General features: G+C 39.1%; 19 protein-coding genes. 9 read left to right on the plus strand and 10 right to left on the minus strand.

The window, feature by feature from the left end; all coding sequences use genetic code 11:
- The 6 genes from FTU05_RS09680 to FTU05_RS09705 all read right to left on the minus strand — a co-directional run bounded on the left by FTU05_RS09680 (position 1) and on the right by FTU05_RS09705 (position 4413).
- Positions 1 to 486 (minus strand): NUDIX hydrolase, encoded by a 486-nt coding sequence (locus FTU05_RS09680; protein ID WP_078190179.1) that lies wholly within the window; start codon positions 484 to 486, stop codon positions 1 to 3.
- Positions 487 to 772: 286 nt separating this feature from the next.
- On the minus strand, positions 773 to 1306 hold the full coding sequence (locus FTU05_RS09685) for a hypothetical protein (RefSeq protein WP_180165141.1): 534 nt from the start codon (positions 1304 to 1306) through the stop codon (positions 773 to 775).
- 216 nt (positions 1307 to 1522) lie between these two features.
- Positions 1523 to 2053, minus strand: a complete 531-nt coding sequence (locus FTU05_RS09690) for a gamma carbonic anhydrase family protein (RefSeq protein ID WP_180165143.1) — start codon at positions 2051 to 2053, stop codon at positions 1523 to 1525.
- Between the two features lie 103 nt (positions 2054 to 2156).
- A complete protein-coding gene (gene dacC / locus FTU05_RS09695) occupies positions 2157 to 3305 on the minus strand; it encodes a D-alanyl-D-alanine carboxypeptidase PBP5/6 (RefSeq protein ID WP_078191838.1) in 1149 nt (382 codons plus the stop codon).
- A gap of 118 nt (positions 3306 to 3423) precedes the next feature.
- Positions 3424 to 3810 carry an MCR_0457 family protein gene (locus FTU05_RS09700; protein ID WP_180107519.1) on the minus strand — a complete coding sequence of 129 codons (387 nt, stop codon included), beginning with the start codon at positions 3808 to 3810 and terminating at the stop codon, positions 3424 to 3426.
- A gap of 228 nt (positions 3811 to 4038) precedes the next feature.
- Entirely contained in the window at positions 4039 to 4413 is a 375-nt protein-coding gene (locus FTU05_RS09705; RefSeq protein WP_180165145.1) for an MCR_0457 family protein, read from the minus strand.
- Between the two features lie 116 nt (positions 4414 to 4529).
- Here FTU05_RS09705 and surE point away from each other — a divergent pair, with 116 nt between their 5' ends.
- The 3 genes from surE to FTU05_RS09720 all read left to right on the plus strand — a co-directional run bounded on the left by surE (position 4530) and on the right by FTU05_RS09720 (position 7270).
- A complete protein-coding gene (gene surE, locus FTU05_RS09710) occupies positions 4530 to 5303 on the plus strand; it encodes a 5'/3'-nucleotidase SurE (RefSeq protein ID WP_111884223.1) in 774 nt (257 codons plus the stop codon).
- A gap of 114 nt (positions 5304 to 5417) precedes the next feature.
- Complete coding sequence (locus FTU05_RS09715) at positions 5418 to 6248, plus strand: peptidoglycan DD-metalloendopeptidase family protein (RefSeq protein ID WP_180165167.1); 831 nt, start codon at positions 5418 to 5420, stop codon at positions 6246 to 6248.
- Between the two features lie 92 nt (positions 6249 to 6340).
- A complete protein-coding gene (locus tag FTU05_RS09720) occupies positions 6341 to 7270 on the plus strand; it encodes a LysR family transcriptional regulator (protein ID WP_180004878.1) in 930 nt (309 codons plus the stop codon).
- Positions 7271 to 7339: 69 nt separating this feature from the next.
- On the opposite strand, the gene FTU05_RS09725 is transcribed toward FTU05_RS09720, so the two are convergent.
- Positions 7340 to 8551, minus strand: coding sequence for an aspartate aminotransferase family protein (locus FTU05_RS09725; protein ID WP_180165147.1), 1212 nt, complete (start codon positions 8549 to 8551; stop codon positions 7340 to 7342).
- A gap of 198 nt (positions 8552 to 8749) precedes the next feature.
- Between FTU05_RS09725 and grxD the strand changes: the two genes are divergently transcribed.
- Positions 8750 to 9091 carry a Grx4 family monothiol glutaredoxin gene (grxD, locus tag FTU05_RS09730; protein ID WP_067762767.1) on the plus strand — a complete coding sequence of 114 codons (342 nt, stop codon included), beginning with the start codon at positions 8750 to 8752 and terminating at the stop codon, positions 9089 to 9091.
- 182 nt (positions 9092 to 9273) lie between these two features.
- Here the strand turns inward: grxD and FTU05_RS09735 are convergent, their stop codons facing one another.
- Positions 9274 to 11907: a Lon protease family protein gene (locus tag FTU05_RS09735; protein ID WP_373685292.1), complete on the minus strand. Its 2634-nt coding sequence runs from the start codon at positions 11905 to 11907 to the stop codon at positions 9274 to 9276.
- A 205-nt stretch (positions 11908 to 12112) separates the two neighbouring features.
- Here FTU05_RS09735 and FTU05_RS09740 point away from each other — a divergent pair, with 205 nt between their 5' ends.
- The 5 genes from FTU05_RS09740 (at position 12113) to rpmE (ending at position 17019) form a co-directional block, all read left to right on the plus strand.
- Positions 12113 to 14257 (plus strand): MFS transporter, encoded by a 2145-nt coding sequence (locus FTU05_RS09740; protein WP_180165151.1) that lies wholly within the window; start codon positions 12113 to 12115, stop codon positions 14255 to 14257.
- 197 nt (positions 14258 to 14454) lie between these two features.
- The gene (gene gloA, locus FTU05_RS09745; protein WP_180165153.1) at positions 14455 to 14856 is read left to right on the plus strand and encodes a lactoylglutathione lyase; all 402 of its coding nucleotides are present in this window, start codon (positions 14455 to 14457) and stop codon (positions 14854 to 14856) included.
- A 223-nt stretch (positions 14857 to 15079) separates the two neighbouring features.
- The gene (locus tag FTU05_RS09750; RefSeq protein WP_180004882.1) at positions 15080 to 16054 is read left to right on the plus strand and encodes a bile acid:sodium symporter family protein; all 975 of its coding nucleotides are present in this window, start codon (positions 15080 to 15082) and stop codon (positions 16052 to 16054) included.
- Between the two features lie 51 nt (positions 16055 to 16105).
- A complete protein-coding gene (locus tag FTU05_RS09755) occupies positions 16106 to 16576 on the plus strand; it encodes a hypothetical protein (protein ID WP_180165155.1) in 471 nt (156 codons plus the stop codon).
- Between the two features lie 218 nt (positions 16577 to 16794).
- Positions 16795 to 17019, plus strand: a complete 225-nt coding sequence (rpmE, locus tag FTU05_RS09760) for a 50S ribosomal protein L31 (RefSeq protein WP_078190165.1) — start codon at positions 16795 to 16797, stop codon at positions 17017 to 17019.
- A gap of 83 nt (positions 17020 to 17102) precedes the next feature.
- On the opposite strand, the gene FTU05_RS09765 is transcribed toward rpmE, so the two are convergent.
- Both FTU05_RS09765 and FTU05_RS09770 read right to left on the minus strand, forming a co-directional pair.
- Positions 17103 to 19232: an EAL domain-containing protein gene (locus tag FTU05_RS09765; protein ID WP_180165157.1), complete on the minus strand. Its 2130-nt coding sequence runs from the start codon at positions 19230 to 19232 to the stop codon at positions 17103 to 17105.
- A complete protein-coding gene (locus tag FTU05_RS09770) occupies positions 19214 to 20959 on the minus strand; it encodes a GTPase (protein ID WP_180010400.1) in 1746 nt (581 codons plus the stop codon). Before FTU05_RS09770 ends, FTU05_RS09765 begins: the two co-directional genes overlap by 19 nt.
- Positions 20960 to 20971 lie beyond the last annotated feature (12 nt).

The following is a 20971-nucleotide window of genomic DNA, read 5'->3' on the forward strand; positions in this document are numbered from 1 at the left end:
TTAAGCATCCAAATTTGAAATTAAGGGAGAATTTTGGTGCTCGTAAATGAGCGATAAAGGAAATTTTTGACCTGAAAGAGCATCTTGCACTGCTTTAATCACTAATGGACTGCGCGCACGGGCAGACTCAATGAGTTCATCAAGCGTCATCCATACTGCACCGACAATACCTGTGTCTAATTGTGCATCGGCATGGTGCTGAATGTCTTTAGCTAAAAAACAGAAACGGAAATAAGTACGATCAGGGAACATCGGGGGAGTATAAGTATACATGCCTAGAAGGTTCGTGATTTCTACATCGTGACCTGTTTCTTCCATGGTTTCTCGAATGGCTGCTTCAATAATGGTTTCGCCAGCTTCAACATGACCTGCAGGTTGATTAAATACAGTATGGGTCACACCTTCTGTATGTTCTTCAACAAATAGGAATTTTCCGTCTTTTTCAACGACTGTCGCAACAGTGACGTGAGCAGTCCAAGCGGTCATAGAAAAGCACCATGGGGTAAAAACGCTATTCTACAAAATTTAGGGAGCGGTGGCTACGATGGGAGGTGAATTCTTTGGAGGAAGATGATTTTTGAGTTTGGGTAAAAATTTTTGTAGAACAATGATTGAATAATGAGTGCAGGGCAAGATAAATTATTAAAAAAAGTAAAACTCTGCTTAGCTGGTTTTTTTGTATGAGATAAAATGATGAATTGTAAGAAATAAAAATAGTATTTCGTATACAGAATAGCACTTTTATTAGTTGTTCAAATTTCCTGATCCATTTCTAACTATCACACAATACCTCTTGCATAACATTTATATGTTGATCTTCTATCCATGAGTTTTTTCGTCCAGTATAATTTTTTATTTCAAACTGATAATGATTAAGTATCGTTATTTCATAAAACTTTAACCGCCAATTTTCAATGGGATATCTATCAATACTTAAAGGGACACATTCTTTTGTATTAACAAGTTGTTGAAATGAGCACACTATTGATTTAGAAGATATTTCAGTGCAATTATTCCAAAATCCTATCTCGCTCTTTGGATAAATACTATGTAAATGAATCCAATTTAACTTTTCATCTTCTGTCAAAGCATCTCTATTCCTATATAGCGTTTTTTCAGTAGAATGAGAATATTCGAAACTTGCTATACAAATCCCATTTTTTAAAAAGCACTTAGAATTATCACTAATAATTCCAATAATTCCAATAATTCCAATAATTCCAATAATTCCAATAATTCCAATAATTCCAATAATTCCAATAATTCCAATAATTCCAATAATTCCAATAATTTTACTTTTTTTCATTTTGGTACTGGCTTAAATAATGAGCAACTATGTTCATTAAAAAGTGAAATGAATAACCGTTTTGGATATAAATAGTGCCAAGATGAACATGAAATCTTGGCACTAAGAGTTTCATATTTTCTGTATGAAAAACCAAAAATATAAACTACAGTTTAAGCTACCTATAAAGTTAGCTTTATCTTTATTGAACATAAAACATTTTATGCAAAATCTATTTTATTTATAATTCCCCGACACCTTCACATAATTCTGCGCTGAATAAGGCAAGAACGCTTTTTCTTTATCGGTCAGTGGGCGAACTTTCTTAACGGGACTGCCCACATATAAATAACCACTTTCTAGAACTTTATTGGGTGGGACAAGTGAACCAGCACCAATCATCACATCATCTTCAACAATTACATCATCTAAAATAATCGTACCTATACCGACTAAAACACGATTACCAATAGTACAGCCATGCAATTTTACATGATGACCAATTGTGACATCTTCACCAATAATCAGTGGAGAACCCTCAGGCTTATCGGCTTTTTTATGACTCACATGCAACATTGAGTGATCTTGCACATTAGAGTTTTTACCAATACGAATATGGTTTACATCACCACGAATCACAGCAAATGGCCAAACAGAGACATTTTCAGCCAATACAACATCGCCAATCACCACTGACATTTCATCGATATAGCAAGAGTCATCAATACGTGGAACAGTGTGTAAATAAGGGCGAATGTTTTGGCTCATAGGAAAGTCATCTACAGGTTTTTAGGCAGTATAAAATAAAAAAGCACCTAGACCGAAATCTAGATGCTTTCACTTTAGTCTTAATATCGAGTTTTCATCAAACTTAGAATAAGTTGCTAAAGAATTGTTTGATGTGATCAATCATTTTTGCAAAGAAACCAGCTTCTTCGACATTTTGTAGAGCTACAAGTGGTTTTTCAGCAATGACTTTGCCATTAAGTGTTGCAACGTATTTACCAACCACTTGACCTTGTTTTAAAGGAGCAGTCAATTTAGGTTGAACAACCAATTGAGTTTTAATGGCGTTCGCTTCGCCTTTAGGCATCGTCACGTTAAAGTTTTCAGCTAGACCTACTTGAACTTCATTGTCTTTACCGTACCAAACTTTTGCTTTTGCAAGCACTTGTTTAGCAGGTTGAACTTTTACAGTTTCAAAGTTTGCATAACCCCAAGCTAAAATTTCACGTGTTTGAGATGCACGTTCGTTCATGCTTGGCGCACCAAAGATCACTGAAATTAAACGTAAAGGACCACGTTTAGCTGAAGTCGTTAAGCAGTAGCCAGCTTCTTCAGTATGACCAGTTTTTAAACCATCTACACTTGGGTCAGTATAAAGCAGGGCATTACGGTTGCCTTGCTTAATGCCATTGAACGTAAATTCTTTTTCAGAGTAGATCGGATAGTATTTTGAACTGTCATGAATGATATGTTGCGCAAGAGTCGCCATATCTTTGGCAGTCGAGAAATGACCTTCAGCTGGCATACCTGTCGCATTGATGAATTGAGTATTCACCATGCCAATACGTTTCGCTTCTTGGTTCATCATGTGGGCAAAGGTGCCTTCATTGCCAGCAATATGTTCTGCCATAGCTTTAGAAGCATCGTTACCCGACTGAATGATAATGCCACGTAACATTTCTAATGCAGTTGCAGTACCGTTGAGCGGAACGTACATACATGACTCAGTGCTGCTGCCGCGACACCAAGCCGACTCATTCATACGTACTTTTTCATTTTCAGTTAGTTCACCGCTTAATAACTTTTGTTCAATGATGTAACTGGTCATCATTTTTGTCATTGAAGCAGGAGCTAATTTTTCGTTTTCATTTTTAGAAGCAAGGATTTGCCCTGTCTCATAGTCCATCAGCACATAAGATTTATTATTTAATTCAGGTGGTGCAGAAAGGACAGTTGCCGCGAATGAAAAACTAGGTGCAAGTAGTAATGCGGCAAGGGCGGTTTTTCGGGTCATTCTGGGTGGTTCCAATAACTTAGGTATAAGCACAAAGAGCCTAGCATTTTAGGACAAAGCTAGGCGGACTGCTATGGGGTGCAAGCGCTTATTTTAAAAGTATTGTAACCAATTGGTATTATTTGCTGTAAGCAGTCAATTCTTTGCAAATCGCACCATTTTTCTTATCGCCAGCTTTCTTCGCATCAGACTGCGCTTCTTTTAAAGCATCTTTAAAACTTTTTTGTTTGCTGAGTTGCTGTAAAGCATTTACTGGGTTCTTTTCATTCGGCATATATTCTTTAGCTAATTTTGCATAACCCGCTTCAAACTTTGGTTGATCTTTGTCATTCACCAATTTTGGGCAGACTTCAGATAGTACATAGATAGCTGCAAGTTCTTGACTGGTCACTTGAGGTGTAGGGGTAACTTCAATTTTTTCATCTGCGGCATGTGCAGACATGGTAGTGAAAGCAAAAGTAGAAAGGCTAAGGGCACAAAGAGATTTTACAAAAGAGTTTTTCATTTAAATAACCTGTTAAATAAACTAAAAGATATCAAATAGCTAAAATTTATTTGCCTAGCTTAATCGTATTTCTGGTAGAGATCAGTAGAAAATTGTATTGAAGCTGTTTAAAAATCAATACATTGTGAAAGAAAAAAGGATGAGGCTATAAAGCGTCATCCTTTTTTTGGCAGGTTTGATGCAATACGGACTAACCTATTTGGAGAACGTCCAAAGCTGAATGATCAATTAACCTTCATAATTTAAAACGTCATCACAAACTGATTTTTGTTCAGCTTTATCAGTTTCTTTAGCAGCTTGACGTGCTTCTTCAAGAACTGATTTATATTCGCTGTCAGACTGTAGTTTTTCTAAAGTCATTGATTTATCAGAATAATCAGCAAGATATGTTTTAGTGAGTGCTTGAATGTTAGCATCAAATTTTGCATTTTGACCAATAATCGCAGGGCATACTTCTAACATGACTTGTGCAGATGCAATGTCTTCTTTTACGATGGTATTGGCTTCTTCTTGAGTGAAGTCATTGTCTGCGACCACAGTTTGAGTCATGCAAGCTGCTAGAGCAAAGCCCAAGAAACCACGAAGTGCTACGGTTTTATTCATTTTGTACACACACATTTATGCTGGATGTTGAAATGTAAATATATATAATTATTCATATATTTCAATAAAATGTTCTTGCGAGTCATTTTTAATTTTTTAGTAATGGAAATTTAGTTGTGAATATATTAATTGCCAATGATGATGGCGTTTTTGCTCCCGGTATCCAAGCTTTAGCACATGCATTGCGTCCTCTCGGTCGTGTGGTGATTGTTGCACCTGAAAGTGAACGCAGTGGTTTTTCAAGTGCACTGACTTTAGATCGACCATTACGACCTGTCGAAATTGCACCAAATATGTGGGCGGTAAATGGCACACCTGCGGACTGTGTGTATTTATCAATGAATGGTCTGTTCGATTTTGAATTTGATTTGGTGGTGAGTGGGATCAATAGCGGCGCAAATCTGGGTGATGATGTGCTGTATTCAGGGACGGTCGGTGCCGCATTTGAAGGTCGTCTAATGAAACAACCTGCGCTAGCCGTGTCTTTGGCTGGGCCGAATGTGCGTAGTTATAACAACCCTGAAGATTATGCCGTAGCTGCACAATGGGTGCATGACTTTATTGCCAATGGCTTACCTGCGCTACCTGCACGACATATTTTTAATATCAATATTCCAGATGTCGCTGAACTTCAAGGCACTAAAGTGACCTATCAAGGGCGACGTTTACAGTCCAAACCGATTACCAGTCATGTAGACCCGCGTGGTCGTCAAGTCTATTGGATTGGCTTGGCAGGTGAGGCTGTGGCAGAGCCTAAAAAAGGCTTAACCGATATCGAGTCAGATTTCTTTGCCGTGGCAAATGGTTATGTCAGTGTAACGCCTATACAAATGGATGCTACAAACTATGAGATTTTGAATAACTTACACGCAGAGTTATCTAAAATTTAAGTATTAGTGTTATAACTTTGTGAAAATGGTTATGCCGCAACTTTTTTAGAGTGGATTTTTGCTAATCTTAGCCCATTCATAATGACTATATTTGAATTATTAGTGAGGAAGATGATGTCCCTGGTGTCACAATATCGCGTTATTACCGCTCCTGCAGCATTATTTAAGACCCTTGTTTTATCTGCTGCTGTGGTTACAACTTTGGTCATGACTGGCTGTGCGTCAAAACCACAAATTAATAATGCGACCCGTTATGCGACTGCTCCGGATTATTATACAGTTCGTTCGGGAGATACTTTAAGTGGCATTGCAGCTCGCTATGGCTTGAGCTATGTCAGCATCGCAGAAATGAACGATATTGCCCAGCCTTATCGCATCTATGTTGGACAATCCATTCGCCTTAAAAATAGTGGCTCTCGTCGTACGACGTCTACACAAGCCATGACTCAAGCGGCACCAATTCAACGCCAAACGATTGCAATGCCAACGCAAACAGCACCCGTGACACAAGCTTCAACCACACCGTCAACAGTTACTCGAACTACTGTACCAACTCCTGTGGTCAGTTCATCTAGTTTACGATGGGTGAGTCCAGTATCACGTCCTACGGTATTACAAGGTTATAACTTAGCATCGAATGTGAAAGGAACACGTTACGCAGGCAATACGGGTGACGCTATTTTTGCAGCAGCTGATGGTCAAGTGGTCTATGCAGCCGATGGTCTTAAAGAGTACGGCAATTTAATTTTGGTGAAGCACATTAATGGCTATATCACCGCATATGCACATAACAGTAAAATGAATGTCAAAAGTGGTGATACTGTGAAAGCAGGGCAGCAAATTGGTGAGATGGGTTCATCGGGTACAAACCGTACGATGCTTGAGTTTCAGGTGCGTTTAGATGGTAAACCAATCAATCCAACTGCAGTTTTACCAAATAATTAAATATATAATGCAAAAGCAAAATATCCCCGTATAATACAATGAGTTGCTTTTATCGAAAGATGAAGCTTCTCATAAGTTTATGAGGGAAATTTATGTTAGATCAACTTCGAGCAATGGGTGTCTTTGCTTGCGTTGTGGAAAAAAATTCGTTTAGTGGCGCTGCTCGTGAGTTAGGTATTACCACGAGTGCCGTGAGTCAGCAAATCCGCTCACTAGAGCAGGATATGGAAGTCATTCTTTTACATCGTTCTACACGTAAGTTAAGTTTGACAGAAGCTGGACAAGCTTTTTTTCATAGTTGCCAAGAGATGCTATCTGCCGCAGAGCGCGGCAAAATTCGTATCAATGAACTTCGTGACGACTTGGTCGGTGAATTACGTATTGCATCGACACCAGAAATTTGTGCGAATCATGTGATTCCTGCATTGTCACATTGGATGTCTGCACATCGCGGTTTATCCGTTCATCTAGAAGCAGATAATCAATATATCGACTTAATTGATGGCCGCATTGATATTGCGCTACGAATGAGTTCAAAAATTGATGATCAACAGTTTCATGTGGTGCCATTGGCACATGTTGAACAAGTTCTCGTTGCAGCACCAAGCTATATCAACCAAACCAGTTTAATTACACGACCAGAAGATTTACAAAATCATGATATGGTTCAAATAAATTTGGTTAAAAACTTTCAGCATTTTGCATTTGAAAATGCAGTGACTAAAGAGCAGGTTGCATTGGATGTGCACTCCCGATTTACAACAAATAATGTATTTGCTGCAAAAGCAATGTGTCAACAAGGACATGGCATTGCAAGAATATTATATCTAGATACGCAAAAAGACTTATTAAACGGTTCTCTTGTTGAAGTTTTACCAGAATGGCGTTTACCATCATTTACTCTATATGCTGTGATGTCTAAACGTGATCAACAGCCTACTAAAATTCATCGTTGCCTAGATGCATTAAAATTGTATTTCAGTCAATTACCAGGCGGACGTGTATACCAAGAAGCCTCATAAAAAACAAAAAAGGTTTAAAAAGATATAAAAAAAGCCGCAATCAGCGGCTTTTTTTACTTTCGGCACAAATTACGCTAGAAAGTTTTTCACCATTTTAACAATGCGTTCAATCAAGATATCCGCTTGTTTTTTATTGATGTTCAGCGTAGGTAATAAACGAATCACAGAGCCTGCTGTTACGTTAATAATCAAGTGATGCTCATCACGTGCAATATTCACAAGTTCGCCACATGCTTTTGGTAATTCAATGCCGACCATTAAACCAAAACCACGAACAGTTACGTTTTGCTCTGCAAGTTGCTCTGTGAATTGCTCAACAAGATACGCACCCATATTTGCAGCATTTTCAACAAGGTTTTCCTTTTGAATGGTATCAATCACGGTATAAACCACACGTGAACCTAATGCTGTACCGCTATAAGTTGAACCGTGGTTACCCGCTGTTAAAACTCCAACACCACGACCTTGAGTCATGACTGCGCCGATAGGGAAGCCATTACCTAGACCTTTTGCTGTAGTTAGCACGTCAGGAATAATATTGGTGTGTTGATATGCAAAGTATTTACCAGTACGGCCGTTACCTGTTTGCACTTCATCAAGCATCATTAACCAGTTGTGTTGATTACAGATTTGACGAATTTCTTCGAGGTAGCTAAAACCTTGAGGTGCAGTATTTACACCACCTTCACCTTGGATCGGCTCAACCAAAATCGCTACGATGTCAGGGTGGTGAATTGCAGCTTCTTCAATTGCTTCGATATCACCAAAAGGTACACGAATAAAACCTTCAACCAATGGGCCAAAGCCTTCTTGAACTTTTTTGTTACCTGTCGCAGATAACGTTGCCATGGTACGACCATGGAAAGAATGATCAGCAACAATAATTTTAGGGCTTGCAACACCTTGCATATGACCAAATTTACGTGCAATTTTGATTGCACCTTCATTTGATTCTGCACCACTATTTGAGAAGAAAACTTCTTCCATACCCGCAACTTCAGCTAATTTTTGCGCAGCAGCCGTTTGCCAAGGCACTTCAAATAAGTTACTGGTATGAATGAGGGTCGCTGCCTGTTCAGCAATTGCAGCTGTAATTGCAGGATGTGAGTGACCTAAACCACAAACAGCTATCCCTGTCAGTGCGTCTAAGTATTCTGTGCCATCTGCGGTATACAGGTGAGCACCTTGACCTCGGACAAAGCTGATCGGTTGGCGGCCAAATACTGGCATCAAGTGCGATGGTTGATCAGTTTGTACTGGGGCAAGGGTAATGTTATTCATGACTAACTCTAATTTGTCAGGTGATTGAAATAATATAGAGGAGACGCCATATATATATGAGCATCAAGAGGTCTATATAAGCAAAATATGACTCACTTGAAAAGCTGAAATGTAAATAAAACGTGAAATATTGCTTTAGTCATATTGTTTTACTCAGTTTTGGGTATAATGCGAAGCAGATTTATTGAGGATATATCAATGACTGAACAAGCACGCGATACAGAAGCGTTAATTCGTGACCAAATTGCTAAACACGCAGTTCTACTTTACATGAAAGGCACTCCACAGTTTCCACAGTGTGGTTTCTCTGCGCGTGCAGTAGAAGCGCTCAGTCAAATTGGTCGTCCATTTGCTTATGTAAATATTCTTGAAAATCAAGATATTCGCGCAACTCTTCCACAAATTGCAAACTGGCCGACTTTCCCACAATTATGGATCAATGGTGAATTGATCGGTGGTAGCGACATTATGCTTGATATGTTCCAAAAAGGTGAATTACAACCTTTAGTTGAACAATATAGCCCAGCTCCTGAAGCTTAATTGGATGTGTATTTGATGATTTTAATCATTGGATACAGATAAAAATAGCGCCTTTAAGGCGCTTTTTTTATGACTTAATTATCTAAAAAGTCTGGGGTTATGCGTTTTTCCACCATCCTCATAGGCATTTAAAGCACAATGAGTGGTGGAAAAATCAACAAATGAATAAACTCATCGAAGATTTATGACGGATTGTCTTCAGTCGGACTTTCCTCAATGACTTGCTCATTTTCAGCAGTACTGTCTTGAGCTTCAGACTTCTTTGCCTTTTTATCTTTGTCCTTTTTAGACTTCTTCTTTTTTTTCTTTTTCTTTGGCTCTTCTTCCTCAAACTCAGCACCATCTTCAATCGCTTGCCAGTACTCAAGTTGCTCCATGACAGCAGCGTAGATTGAGCCTTTGCTATAACGACCTTTTTTATCAAGAGTGCCTACTGGACGCGCCATCAAAATTTCTAATGCTTGGTCAATGGTATCTATGGCGTGAATATGGAATTGACCTTGTTGCACAGCTTCAATCACATCTTTGCGTAACATTAAGTGCTGCATATTTTGGCGTGGAATAATCACACCTTGCTTGCCTGTTAACCCTTGTAATTTACATGCATCATAGAAGCCTTCAATCTTGGCATTTACACCCCCAATCGGTTGAACTTGACCCAATTGGTTCATGGAGCCAGTGATTGCCCAAGATTGATCGATCGGTAATTGGCTAATAGCGGAAATCAGAGCTGAAAGCTCTGCAACAGTTGCGCTGTCGCCATCCACTTGACCATAGCTTTGCTCAAAGGCGAGGGCAGCAGAGAAATGTAAAATTTGTTCACGACCAAAGTGTGCCTTTAAGAAACTCGACATCAGCAGGACGCCTTTGGCATGTAAAGAACCACCGAGTTCTACACTACGCTCGATATCTAAAATATCGCCGCCACCTTGATAAACCGAAGCCGTTAAACGTGACGGTAAACCAAATTCAACATCTGCATATTGAATCACAGAGAGGGCGTTAATCTGCCCGAATCGATGACCTTTGGTTTCGATTAACTGTGTACCGCGAGTGAGATCTTGCCAATATAATTCACGTAAGTAGCCTAGACGGTATTTACGATGATCAAGAGCGGTGTTGATATGTGTTTCTGTCACCATTTTATCGCCAGCAAGTGCTGCATGATGATGTGCTTCACGAATCAAATCACCTAAGGTGAGGGCATGTAATGACAAAGAGCTTTGATCTTCAGCTTGACGACTTGAATCAGTTAACAGTGCAGCAAGTGCTGTACGGTCAAACGGCAGAAGTTTGTCTGTTTGCACATAGTCAGCAATCAGCTGCATATATGCCTGCTCATTAATGTCATTACGTTGTAATGTATCGGTAAAATCGGCACGAATTTTAAAGACACTGCCCAGTTCTGGTTCGAGTTCTAAAATATCGTAATAAATATCAGGTTCAGCAAGCAGGATCACTTTGATATTTAAATCAATAGCTTCAGGCTCAATCGAAATACTGCCTGTCAATGTAAGCATATGTTCAAGTGAAGACAGCTTTAAATGTCCTGACTTTAATGCACGTTTTAGACCTTGCCATGCATAAGGCTGCTCTAAAAGTTGTTCAGCTTCCAAGATGAGGAATCCACCATTGGCCTTATGCAATGCACCAGGACGGATTAACGTAAAGTCTGTGGTGATGGTGCCATTTTGGGTCAGTTGTTCGACATGACCTAGCAAATTGTAATGGGTTGGGAAATCTTCAAAAATAACGGGCGCACCAGCATTTGGTTTGTGTGAGGCGATAATGTTAGCTTGGTAGCGAGATGGCACGCGGTTAAATAGGCCAGGTGTAAAGTCATCTTCTTCTTGCTCAAGCACAAACTCAACATTTTGAATGATGTCATCTGCATATTGCTTCAGATAATCTTCCAAGCCTTCAACCATGCTGAATTTATTTTGAATTACATCAATACGCGGCATGACGACTTGTTTAGCAATTTCACGGTTTAAAACCTGAACTTTATCGCGTGCGTCATCTTCAAGATCACCAAGATGTAGACCAAGACGTTCAAGTTTTTTATCCATATAACGGACGTTTGACGCAATTTCAGCACGTTGTTTGCTGCTTAAAGCATTGATGTCTTCTTTCGACATTTCTTGGTATTTGTTATCTACTAAGTGCATCGGAACGAAACAATGATCATCATCCTGAGAAATCAGTTTAAGATCGAGCTCTTCACCTTCTCGGGTTAATTCAACTAAAGCAAGATGTTGTTCATCACCAGCATGTTGGCGAATCATTTCAATACGATTGTGATAGGTTTCTGCGGTGAAGCGACGTTCAAGCTGTTTTAATATGGTTTGCCAACTTTGATGTAATAACGCTTGGAACTTTGTCGCTTGACCAGAGGGAAGTTTCAGCGCAATCGGTTCGCGCGGAAATTTAAAATTATTGACATAGACCCAGTCTGAAGGCGTTGGCATATTTTTAGCGTGTTGTTGTAATAAGCGCTTAATCATGGTGCGCTTACCTAAGCCTGCGGTACCTACAGCAAAAATGTTATAGCCTGAATAGGGTAATGCAATGCCAGCCTCGACCGAAGCTCGGGCACGATCTTGTCCTAAAAAGTCATTAAGTGGTTTGATCCGCTTGGTAGACGTTGGTATTTTTTTGAGTTCAGGCGTATGCGTCAGCTGAAGCGGCTGCAACTGGGTTTTAGTTAAAGTATTCTGTATTTCGGGTTGATCAAAAGCGCTCTTTAGTGTCGTTACTGTTTCTGCTAAGTTTTTTGTGTTGGTTTCATTAATGGTGGTTGATAAAGAAGAGTGAATTTGTTCAAGTCGCTGGGTCACTGTTGAATCCAAAAAACTAAAGAATAGAGATATGTAATTAAGGTATACAGGTTTAATGCCAAAGATCAAGCAACAGCATGCGAAATATCGATAAAATAAAACAATGATTTCATAAATGTTGTTGAAACCGTTGTCATTAAGCGCTTGAATAGCAACATTCGATTTTGACAAAAATAACTGAGTCATGACAACACAAGCTTCAGGATGGAAATCTGCTTTTACTGCATTTTTAGACCGACGTACGCTGATTATGCTTTTTCTTGGCTTTTCGGCCGGTATTCCAATTTTACTGATCTTTTCCAGTTTATCGCTTTGGTTAGGTGAAGCAGGAATTGATAAAAGTGCAGTAACTTTTTTTAGTTGGGCTGCACTTGGCTATTCGTTTAAGTTTGTTTGGGCACCCTTAATTGATGAGTTGCCTGTACCATTTTTAACCAAACAACTCGGACGTCGCCGTGCATGGTTGTTGATCGCTCAGGTTCTCATTATCTGTGCAATTTGTATCATGGCATTTTCAGACCCAGCTTTAGGGCAAAGCTATATTTACCAAATGGCTGCTGGAGCCGTATTACTTGGTTTTTCTGCCGCAACGCAAGACATTGTGATTGATGCGTATCGTATTGAGTTGGCAGAAACTGAAATGCAGACCGTTTTAGCTTCGACCTATAATGCAGGTTATCGTATCGGCATGATCGTGGCAGGTGCAGGGGCGTTATTTTTGGCTGCATATTTAGGCACGGCCAAAGGTAACTATATTTATGAAGCTTGGAAATATACTTACCTTGCAATGGCTGCTGTGATGGTTATTGGTATTATTACAACTTTATCGATACGTGAGCCGCAAGTTGACCGTGTACAAAAGCATTATAAACGGACCGACTATTATCGTTTAGTCGCTGTATTCTTTGCTGCGGTGGTTGCCTTTGTCTTGAGTTATATCTATTCAGGTGTAGCGGTTGAAAGCTTGAAAGAGCAGTGGCAAATTTCAGACTCATTCGCCTTGTTCTGTTTAGAGGCTGTACGCTTTATTGGTTCAGCTGTGGTTGCTTTTGGTGTCGGTTCTGTTTTAGTGAAATCGGGTGCTGTAAATAAGCAGATGGCATTTGAAACTTGGGTTAATCCAGTTGCAGATTTCTTTAAGCGTTATGGTCTAAAACTGGCTTTAGTGCTGTTGTTACTTATTGGTTTTTACCGTATTTCCGATATTATCGCCGGCGTCATTTCTAATGTGTTTTATCAAGATTTAAACTTCACCAAAGAGCAGATTGCCGAAGCTGTAAAAGTCTATGGTGTGATATTTAGCTTGGTTGGTGGCTTCCTTGGCGGTTTGCTAGCGCAGCGCATGAACATTATGAAATTGATGTTTGTTGGTGCGATTTTAGCAAGTTCAACAAACTTGATTTTTATCGGTCTGGTCAAATCAGGTCAGCCATTGAGTGATGTCACTGTCAATGTAGCAGGGCAGCAATATACAGCGACGCCGGATGATACGGGTGCTTGGGCAGTTCAAATTCCAAAAGCAGTCTTGGCTGCAGATCAAAATATTAAAGTCAGTGCGGATTATCAGTCTAAGAATCAACATCCAATACAGGTGAGTTTGCCGTATCTGAATAATGCTTTTGCAAACTCAGCAATGATGTTGTTGCCAGTGACTTCAGATAACACGATTTCAGCTCAAGAGACTGCAAATAGTATCGTGGTCCGTGGACAATACTTGGCAGGCGAGTTAAAAGAAAGTCAAAAAATTCAAATTATTTTGGATGCTAAACCATTCGACGCGAAGCTTGATAAAACTGGTGTTTTTAGTGCTGCAATTCCAGGTCAAGCGCTCGAAACAGCAAAGCAAAAAACATTAACGGCTCAATTACTAGAAAATGATGTAGTGAAAAAGAGTGTCGATTTAGCATATCAAGTGAATACATCGGCCAATATGGCGGGTGTGCTTGGTGTTGATATTCAACCGATTAACTTAGCAAGTGCTGAACAGAATGTGGACATCAAAGGTAAGGTCATTAAGCCTTATAGTTCGCTGTGGCTGTATTTTGCGATTATTGTTGATAACTTGGCTTCTGGTCTTGCTGGTGCGGCATTTATTGCATTTTTATCGAGCTTAACCAGTGTTTCTTTCACAGCTGTTCAATATGCCATCTTTAGTTCATTAATGACCTTAACCCCTAAAATTTTAGGCGGTTACTCAGGTACGATTGTGACCAATATCGGTTATCCAAACTTTTTCTTGATGACAACTCTAATTGGTATTCCGATTTTAATTTTAGTGGTTTGGGTCGCCAAGCTATTGAAAGAACATGAACAAAAATCCAATTCATAATTCAATTTAAATTAAAAAAGCCCATTCAATCTGAACGGGCTTTTTTATTCTAAGCTTATAAATAGCCTAAACATATCTGCGGTTTTGGACAAGGATATTTGAAATAAGCAGGTATATGCGTTCTAGACTTAAATTGAACTTTGCATGTTAAATCCCTATAGTATTCAGACATAATGATAGATTTAGGAAACTCGATTATGCGCATGCTGCATACCATGTTACGTGTAGGCAATTTAGAGCGTTCATTGGCGTTCTATACTGAAGTACTCGGTATGACTTTGCTTCGTAAGCGTGATTATGAAGAAGGTCGTTTTACTTTGGCATTTGTGGGCTATGGTGATGAAGAAAATCATACCGTACTCGAGTTAACGCATAACTGGGATACGGATAGTTATGAATTGGGTAATGCTTATGGTCATATCGCTATTGCTGTAGATGACGCCTACAAGGCTTGTGAAGAAATTAAAGCACGTGGCGGTAACATAGTACGCGAAGCAGGGCCAATGAAAGGTGGTGTGACCGTCATTGCCTTTGTTGAAGATCCCGATGGCTATAAAATTGAGTTGATCCAACAAGACTCAAATGCACGAAATAATTAATGTGCAATCATTAATATAAAGTCATCTGTAATTCTGAATATTCTTATTTATAAATTTTTTTGCGTTGAGCTCACTATCAACGTTTAAAATAACGAATATATCGGAGAAAAGCTGGCTTTATTTACATGGCCCAGTAAGATGAAATTTACTCAATGGTAAATTTAGCTTATTGGGCATTTTTGTGCCGATGAGCTTTAAAGGGAAATTTGTACAGGATGTTGTTATGCTAAAAATGTTGGCTTTGGATCGTTTTACCATTCTACTTTTTGTAATGGTCATACTTGCGACTTTTTTGCCTGTTAGTGGTCAAGCTGCAGAAATCTTTGGCTATATTACCACGGCTGCAATTGCCATTTTATTTTTTCTCCATGGTGCAAAGTTATCTCGTGAGGCTGTGGTTGAAGGCATAATGCATTGGAAGTTACATGCTTTAGTTTTTGCTTTTACCTTTGCATTATTTCCATTACTGGGTTTAATGGCGAAACCAATCCTCGTGCCGATGTTAGGGCAAGAGTTGTATTGGGGCTTTTTGTTTATGTGCTTCTTACCCTCGACAGTACAGTCTTCCATTGCATTTACTTCGGTAGCACAGGGTAATGTTGCTGGCGCAGTCTGTAGTGCATCATTTTCAAATATTATTGGGATGTTTATTACCCCAGTGATGGTGGCCTATTTTATTCTCGGTCAGTCACAACATAACTACGATCCGACGGCATCTATTATCCAAATTACCCTGTTATTACTGATTCCCTTCATTTTAGGGCAGCTCCTCCGTCCTTGGGTGTTTCCTTATATGAAGAAAATGCCAAAAATTGTGAAGGTATTTGATCAGGGCTCAATTTTGATGGTGGTCTATGGCGCATTCAGCAGTGCGGTGGTGGCAGGGCTATGGCATCATGTGAGTGGTATGACTTTATTCCTGTTGATTGTGGCGTGCTCTGTCTTGTTAACAATCATTATGTTATTGGCGCTATATGTACCACGTTGGTTGGGCTTTAGCCGAGCTGATCAAAAGACGATTTTCTTTTGTGGTTCTAAAAAAACCTTGGCGAGCGGCGTGCCCATGGCACAAATTTTATTTATTGGGCAGCCGATGGGGATGATAGTTTTACCGATTATGATCTTTCACCAAATTCAGTTGATGGTCTGTGGTGTGATTGCCAACCTTTGGGCAAAACAAAGCCGTGGGCAAGAATAGGACGAGATGAGTACGTCCATTTAAAATACCTTAATATAGATGAAAAAAATCATGAAAATTAAAAAAGGCTTCTTCATTTTATTCTTGGGTATGAACACAGTCGTTCATGCCCAAGAGGATTTATCTTTAAATAGTAACCGTGATGTCATTGAAAAAATGCCGCTCATCAGCCTACAGCCCATGCTAGATTTTTGTCGTGATCGACAACCACAGATGAATACGGAATTAGATCAGGCTTATCAAGCTGCAAAGCTTAAATTAATTGCTGCGGTTCAGGCTGTCCGTTTTAAAGGTGTAGAGCCATTAAAAGCAAAAGATTTTGATCAGCCCGTCGATGCACAATTTAAACGGCAGCTTCAAGGCATGTTAGAGGGCATGAGCAAATCATTACAGCCAGTAAATGCAGCGACGTTTTGTCCTGCATTTATTGAAAAATTAAACCATTTTGATCAAGCCCAATTTCAGCGTACAGTCGAATTACAATATCAGAAATATTTAGAGCAAGCTCAACCTAAAGAGTAGAGCGATTCAGCCTTGAATATCTATTTATTAACAATAAAAAATCAGCTATAATTTGCCCCAACTTGTTGTGCTTAGCTCTGACGGTATCCGTCTCGGTGGGCCAAAAGAATGGTCTGTTATGGTGTTGGTCTGCTTTTTTTAAGCCTTCCTTGTAGTGATGCAAGAGTGATCAATTGCGATGACAGCTAAACCTTCTTAAATCTTAGGAGTAATCGACGATGCGCGCCGATATTCACCCAAAATATGAAACTTTAGTTGCTACATGTTCATGCGGTAACGTAATTGAAACTCGTTCAGCTCTTGGTAAAGAAACTATTTACCTAGACGTATGTTCTGCTTGCCACCCATTCTACACTGGTAAACAGAAAAGCGTTGACACTGGCGGTCGTATCGACAAATTCAAACAACGTTTTGCTGGTATGTCACGTTCTATCAAACGTTAATATCCAAAACGAAAAACGGGCTTTATGCCCGTTTTTTTTGTGCCGATAAAAAGATAAACTTTAAATTGGCAATGTTCAGAACTTTATTGGTCCTGAACATCGATGAGATGGTCGAGTTTCTTCTGGAAATAATCGCCTTGAATAAAACGAGCTTCGACATTCCAAGCATTGGCAAATAGGGTCATGTCATTTAATTCACGTAGCATGATTTCAACAGTTTTGATTTCATGATAAGTGGTAATTTTTTCTTGGAGCTCTTGGCATGACTTATCGTTTGCAAGCATTTTGGTCAAACTTGAATCTAATGTTAAGCAGTGAACATCCATTTGACGTAATAATGATTCACTAAACATCGAATGACCAAAATTGCGTAAAGCCAGTTCAGCACCATTTTTACGAAGTTCAACAAATGCTTTTTGAGCGGCATCGATATTGAGCTGAATGTCTTCTTCTGCAAATTGTAAAATTAACGGATTTTTCAATTTACTACGAATAATCGTAATCAGTTTCGAAATAAACTCAGGGAAGGTGCGGTCGCTATATAGCACTTCTTTGTTCAGGTTAACGATTAATTTAGCTTCAGGGAACTGAGTGATGAAGTTGTGTAGCTGTTTACACGATTCAACCAAGATCCAACGATCCAACTTAATGGATAGCTCTGAGTCTTCAGCTAACTCACGCAGTTGGGCGATATCTTTCCATTTATTTTCAAAAATAAAGCCGCTGGTTACTTCATAAGTATAAAGATGAGAATCTTCTTTATCATACAGTTGCTGATATTTAAGATGAATTTCACCGCGTTCTAAGCAGTTGCGAAGGGCTTTGATAACAGGAGCTTCATCACTAACGACAATCGGTGCAATTTGCGCTTCTGGTGTACCAAAATCCAAACTTGGAATATCAATTTCTAATGGAATCGTTAAATCGATTTCAGGTGCCTGTTGGTTGGTTGGTAGCGCAGTATTAAAGGCTTTCGCAACAAAGGTCTCAAAATGTATTTCATCACGAATATCGCTGTCTAAAACACTGTATCCCATGCGTAAATTTAATGGATAAGTTTCATTATTTACACTGAGTAATTGAGGTTTGCTCAGTGTGTTGAGACCAATCAATTTAGACTCAAGTTTGAGCTGATTATCCGCTTGGAATAAGGCAACGATTGCACCATTGTCTAAACTAAATAATGGAGCATGAGTCTGATCTTTCAAGAAGTCTTTAATATTGGTGAAATAGCTCTTATAAGTATTCCAATCTTTTTGAAAAATCGCATCTGAGCAAGAAGCCAAAGTAAATAGCACTAATGCATTTACATTGGCAGGTTGCTGACCGATGATACGGTTGAGTTGTTGAAATGCTTTTGGTTTTTGTGGGCTGGCTTCAACTGGCGCGTTGCTAACAGCATTACTGTTTTGACTACCAATTTCAATTGCGAGCTGTAACGCGTCTTCTTCAGCTGCGGCAATAAATTCGAGTTTTAGTGGGTTTTGCCCAGCCACAGCGATATTTTGCGAATCAAGATCAAAACGTCCTAAGTCGAGCTGTCCTTGGCTGATTTTTTTAAAGCGTTGTTTAAAGTCATTGAGGTCAGAAGGTTGTAATAGATCGAGCAGGGGCAGACCGATTACATCGTCTTCATTTTTTAGACCAAATAAAGTGAGATATTCAGCATTGGCTTGAATATGAATACCTTCTTGAATCACTGCAACCGCTTTACGACTATCTTCAACTAAAGACTGGGTTTGAATCTGAGCCGTTTCAAGCTCTTCCATTAAATGTTGTTGAGATTGTTGTAGGCGACTAAAGGATAAAGCACGGATTAAACCAAAATAGAAACTTTCAGGTTCAGCAATATCGACGATGTCATAAATCCCTTTTTTGACTAAACTTGCATATTGTTCAGCTTGATAGTCTTCAGGTTTAAGTAAAATAATTGGTAAATTCGGTTGGCTCGACAGTTGAACTAAACTTAAAGCTTGTTCATATTTTAAATCATAAGCACGTCCAAAAATGATCAAGTCCCAATTGAGATTCAGCTGTTTTTCGAAATTTTGTAAATCATCAAGTAATATGGCATGAACTTGATGTTCGCTGTCTGTCAATAAATCACGTATCTGGTTAAAACGTATTTGATTATCATCAATAATGAGTAATCGAGTTTCCGTACGTTTTAGTTTTTTGGATAGTAATGGATTTCTCACTTTAATGCTTCCCATAAGTCGTTATTTTTGATCTCATTGCTCTGTTTCGCAATATAGTCTTTAACGACATTTTCTTGCTCTTCATTCAATAATTCATATTCAAAGCGAATAAAGCTTTGCGTCACCAACTGCGCTTTGGTGAGGTAGACTTTGATGTCTTCTTTGCCTAAGCGAAGGTGGACCGTTTGTTTCTCTCGGAAGAGATTTGCCCCAGGTAAAATTAAGGTCGTAGACACCTGATCTAGTTGTGTGGTCTGAACCAATAAAGCAGGTTGATGATTTGTTGTATTGCGGTCGGTACGAATATGGGCTGAACATGGATACAAATCTTGAGCCAGTACTTCGAGACCCAATTCCAAACTTTTTTCAGTCGATTGTTTGATCCAACGAACAACACCGCCACGCCATTGGCTTTGAGCATTTTCTTGGATCAAAATAAATTCGCCGGTTTTTAAATTGGCTGGGGTAGGCCCAGTCCATTTAATGCGATAACCATTCACACTAATATCTAAAACGTCGGCGGTATGAATCTGTTTTGCTTCACGATCTAGCGCTTTCGCATTGGTCATGCCCGTTGGCATATTTGAATCATGCGAATTGACAAAAGACGCTTCATTGTGGAATTGATAGTTGCCTTCTAAATCTAAAGTTTCATGGAAGTTTTTACCTTTAGAGAGATAGAAATGCGCCACCATTAAGCTAAAGCAAATATTGATTTGCGCAGAATATTCATAACGTTCATGACGACGTTCAGTGTTGTTGGTCAAAATATTATGAATATGGAAATACAGCGCAGGGGTTAAGAATAGCTTTTCATTTTTAGAAAGGAAATTGGCATTCTTAGTTTGCGTTTCGGTCAAATGATCGAGCAAGTTTTGCGTTGAAATGTACACATTGGCTTGATACGACCGATCTTGTTTAGAGTTATAAATCGGTGGGTGATCTTTTTTCGTGTCTACAATATAGCGTGAAAGCGTGGTTTCTTTCGGTAGGATTTGAACCAATTTTACCCAGTCAAAGCTACATAAATACAAGCCTTGGATTTCAGCAGGGCGAATCTGATGATTATTGAAAATATCTAATAAGATCAATTGTGCATAAGCTTGGGCAATATTTGCAATTTGATGCTGAGTACCCAGTAACTGATTGACATTACTTTGATAGAAATTGTGTTCAATGGCACATTCAATCAGTTGATGTGCCGCAATCCATTGACCCGCCGTCGGTGTGGCATACAACATGTGTTGTTGATACAACAACAGTGTCAGTTGTTGCAACGCATAGTAGATTGATGCAATTCTAGCGGTTTGTAAGCTTTTTTTATGGCCGAATGAAAAGATCGAAAACTTTTGTTGATTAAGCTGCTGATTACATCGCTTGGCAATATCAATATAGATTTTGGCAAAGTGACTGCGTAAAAGCATAGCTAATTCAATGATTTGGTCATTACGATCCGTGGTAATGAGGCTTTGATTGGTAAAGTGTTTTTCTAAGCTCGTGAGCACACTTTCCATAGTCGGATGTAATATTTGAACCAAATCAAAACGTAACATCTCTTGGCATTTCAGCTCGGAGATTTCAAGTAAGGCATTGAATAAAGCTTTAGATGAGGTACCCAATTGTAAAATTGAAATACCGTTTAACCACTCTTGCAGACCTTTAGCATTGGTCGGACAAAAGCTTAATTTATCCAGCTTTAATTCAGTCGGATTGTAAAACGTATCTGAAGTATGCGTGGTCATCTTTATTATTTA

It is taken from the genome of Acinetobacter sp. YH12049 (assembly GCF_013419875.1).
Lineage (GTDB): Bacteria > Pseudomonadota > Gammaproteobacteria > Pseudomonadales > Moraxellaceae > Acinetobacter > Acinetobacter amyesii.